This is a genomic window from Gammaproteobacteria bacterium, from assembly GCA_022340215.1.
GTDB lineage: Bacteria > Pseudomonadota > Gammaproteobacteria > JAJDOJ01 > JAJDOJ01 > JAJDOJ01.
Window position 1 is genome coordinate 1 of the sequence record JAJDOJ010000212.1, and the last position, 3,962, is coordinate 3,962.

Genomic DNA, 3,962 nt, shown 5'->3' on the forward strand with positions numbered 1-3,962 from the left:
TAGCGAGCATGATGGGAGAGCGAGATCAAATGTTCACGATTTTGAGGCGCATAGTGGGCCTACGCAACGAAAAATCGGGGGCATTTGAGCCGAGCTCCCATCAGCGCAGTAGATTAATCCTCAGTCCGACAGGCTCCTAGATAACCATTAACATGCCTGCCGCCCGTAGAGATCGTACTCTCCCGCCTCTTCGACCATGACCCGCACGAGGTCCCCGGCCTGCAGTGAGGCCGCATCCCGGATGTAGACGTTACCGTCGATCTCCGGGGCGTCGGCGTGACCGCGTCCGACGACCCAGCCGTCTTCGAACCCGTCCACCAGGACCTCGACCTCCTGCCCGACCTTGCCCTGCAGGACCTCGGCGCTGATCCGGGACTGCAGGGCCATCAGGCGCTCGAAGCGTTCCTCCTTGACCGCCTCGGGCACCGGGTCCGGCAGGTCGTTGGCGCGCGCGCCCTCCACGGGTGAATAGCGGAAACATCCCACGCGATCGAGGCGGGCCTCTTCCAGGAATTCGAGCAGGCGGGCGAAGTCCTGCTCGGTCTCTCCCGGAAAACCGACGATGAAGGTGCTGCGAATCGTGATATCGGGGCAGGTCTCCCGCCAGGCGTGGATCCGCTTCAAGGCGTTCTCGGCGGCGGCCGGTCGCTTCATCGCCTTGAGGACCCGCGGCGAGGCGTGCTGCAGAGGCACGTCGAGATAGGGCAGGATGCGTCCCTCCGCCATCAGCGGCACCACCTCGTCGACGTGGGGATAGGGGTAGACGTAGTGCATGCGCACCCAGACTCCGAGTTCCCCGAGGGCCCGGGCGAGATCGTGGAACTTCGTGCGCATCGGCCGGCCGCCCCAGAAGCCGGTGCGGTAGCGGACGTCGACGCCGTAGGCGCTGGTGTCCTGCGCGATCACCAGCAGCTCTCTCACACCCGCCTCGACCAGACGCTCCGCCTCGCCCATGACCTCGCCGATGGGCCGGCTCGCCAGGTCGCCTCGCATCGAGGGGATGATGCAGAAGGTGCAGCGATGGTTGCAGCCCTCGGAGATCTTCAGGTAGGCATAGTGGTGGGGCGTCAATTTCACGCCCTGAGGAGGCACCAGACTCGTGAACGGGTCATGGGCGGGGGGCAGATGCTCGTGCACGGCCCCCACCACCTGCTCGTAGGCGTGCGGGCCGGAGACGTCCAGCACCTCGGGATGTACCGCGCGGATCCGCTCGGCATCGGCACCGAGGCATCCCGTCACCACTACCCTGCCGTTCTCGCTGAGCGCCTCGCCGATGGCGTCCAGGGATTCCTCACGGGCCTCGTCGATGAATCCACAGGTGTTGACCACCACCAGATCGGCGTCCTCGTAGGTCGGCACGACCTCGTAACCCTCGCTGCGCAGCCGGGTGAGAATACGCTCGGAATCGACCAGGGCCTTGGGACAACCCAGGCTGACGAAACCGATCCTTGGCGGGATTTCATTCATACGACAAGCGGGAACGTGGCAAGGAAATCGCTTATTCTATCGCAATGTCCTCCCCCGCCCCTGACCCGGCCGTGCACCGTTGCCCCGTTCGTTCGCCCGTCATTCGATCGTGATCACCGGCGACGCTCCCGAGACCTCCCTCGCCGCGATCCGGCGCGTCGCGGCGGAACTGTCCGCACGCGCCCGAGGTAACCGTCACCGGCGCGCCCTGTGCCTCGCGGGCAGCCCTGCCTGGACCCTGGCGGCGGCTCGAGCGGCATTGGAGGCCCCAGGCACCGGCAGGAGCGACGTGCTCTGGATCTCGGACCGCGCTCCCGCGGACCAGCACGCAATCCGGTGTTCCGAGGCTCAGGGCGTCCTCGGGAGCGAGGTGGATCATGCGGTCTTCGATGCCTACAGCGGTTTCGACCCGGACGCCTTCGGGGCGGTGAGCGGCACCTTGCGTGCCGGAGGACTGCTGGTCCTGCTGACGCCCGCACTCGAGGACTGGCCGGGATACGAAGACCCGGAAAAGGCCCGCATCACGGTCCATCCGCACCCGCCCGAGGCGGTGACGGGCCGGTATATCGGGCGATTCGCGCACATCCTGATGCAGGACTCCGACTGCGTGGTCGTAGAAGAGCCTGGCGAACCGCCGGACCCGGGAAATTCGCAGCTGCGTGGTGACCTTCCACGATTCGACCAGACCGGCCCGGGACCGGAGACGATCTACCGCACCGACGATCAGCGTATCGCCGTCGAGTCGGTCCTGAAGGTTGCAACGGGTCATCGCCGGCGTCCCGCCGTATTGACCTCCGATCGGGGCCGCGGAAAATCGGCTGCACTGGGCATCGCGGCGGCGCTGCTGCTCGAGCGAGGGAAACACCGTATCGTCGTTACCGGGCCGTCGATGTCCACCACCGCACCGCTGTTCCGGCACGCGGCAGGCATGTTATCGGGCTCGACGGTCAGGCGTGGACGGATCCTGCATGGCGCCGGGGAGATACGGTTCATCGCGCCGGATGCGCTGGTCTCAGGCCATCCGCCGGCGGACCTCGTCCTGGTGGACGAGGCGGCCGCCATCCCCGCGCCGATGCTGGAGACGCTGCTGGCGCGTTATGCTCGTATCGCCTTCGCGACGACCGTACACGGTTACGAGGGGACCGGCATGGGGTTTTCGGTGCGTTTCCACGACGCGCTGAACCGGCGTGCGAATCGCTGGCGTTCGATCGAGCTGAAGACACCCGTGCGCTGGGCCGATAACGATCCCCTGGAGCGCCTGGTCTTTCGCGCGCTGCTGCTGGACGCCGATCCGGCCGCCGGTGCGGCACTGGCCTCGACAACGCCCGGGGCATGCACCGTGGAACGTCTGGACCGGGCGGCGCTGGCGAACGACGAGCGCAGCCTGTCCGAGCTGTTCGGGCTCTTGGTCCTGGCCCATTATCAGACCCGCCCCGCCGATCTGCGTCACCTGCTGGACGGACCCAACCTGTCGGTGTACGTGTCGCGCCATCGCGGCCACGTCGTGGCCACGGCCCTGGTGGCCACCGAGGGGGGGTTCAATGCGGAGGCGGCCAGCGCCATCTACGAGAACCGCCGCCGCCCGCACGGGCACCTCCTTCCCGAGACCCTGGCCGTGCACCTCGGTATCGAGGAGGCCCCCCTGCAGCGCGGCATACGCGTCATGCGTATCGCGGTTCACCCAGCCCTGCAGGGGCGCGGCATCGGCACGCAGCTACTGAACGATATCGTCCGTGAGCACACGGGGAAAGGGTCCGACTGGGTGGGCGCGAGTTTCGGCGCGACGACGCGATTGCTGCGCTTCTGGGAGCGCAGCGGTCTGTCCCCGGTACGGATCGGATTCCGCCGAGGGACGACCAGCGGCAGTCACTCCGCGGTCGTGATACGCGGTCTTACCGCGGAAGGGTGCAGACTCGTCACCGAGGCACGCGTCCGGTTCGTGCGCGACCTTCCCGAGTGGCTCTCCGATCCCCTGAAGCACCTGGAACCCGAACTCACCGCGAGCCTGCTCATCCGCGACACGCCCCTGCTTTCCGATCTCGACGCCGGCCAGTGGCGCGACATCGTGAGCTTCGCCTTCAGTAGAAGGGGCTACGAAGTCAACCTGGGACCCATTCGGGCGTTGACCGGTGCGGCGTTGTCGCACCGGGAAGGGCAGAATCTGCTGGACGCACCCCTGCTGCACACCTGTATCCTGCGGGTTCTGCAGCGGCGTAACGCACTGGAAACCGCCACGTTCCTCGGCCTCGCCGGAACGGCGGCCGTGACGGAGCGACTGCGACACGCGATGCGGATCCTCGCCTGTCATTACGGTGGGGATACGGTGCGCGACGCGGCAGCGCGTTCCCCGGGTCAAGACCCGTGAACAACATCGATCGGACGGTTCGAAACAGTGAAGCGGAGGCAGCGAGGCAGGGCGATGGGACCGTCGTGCGACAAGTGATTCCGGCGCGCGGCCCGGGAACCACACGAAATTAGGCGAATACCGGAAAATG

2 protein-coding genes are annotated in these 3,962 nt (G+C 66.8%); one reads left to right on the top strand and one right to left on the bottom strand.

Features of this window, described 5'->3' with window-relative positions; translation table 11 throughout:
* Positions 1-147: 147 nt before the first annotated feature.
* On the bottom strand, positions 148-1,467 hold the full coding sequence (rimO, locus tag LJE91_14720) for a 30S ribosomal protein S12 methylthiotransferase RimO (protein ID MCG6869933.1): 1,320 nt from the start codon (positions 1,465-1,467) through the stop codon (positions 148-150).
* A 79-nt stretch (positions 1,468-1,546) separates the two neighbouring features.
* Here rimO and LJE91_14725 point away from each other — a divergent pair, with 79 nt between their 5' ends.
* Positions 1,547-3,832: a GNAT family N-acetyltransferase gene (locus LJE91_14725; protein ID MCG6869934.1), complete on the top strand. Its 2,286-nt coding sequence runs from the start codon at positions 1,547-1,549 to the stop codon at positions 3,830-3,832.
* The last annotated feature ends 130 nt before the right edge of the window (positions 3,833-3,962 follow it).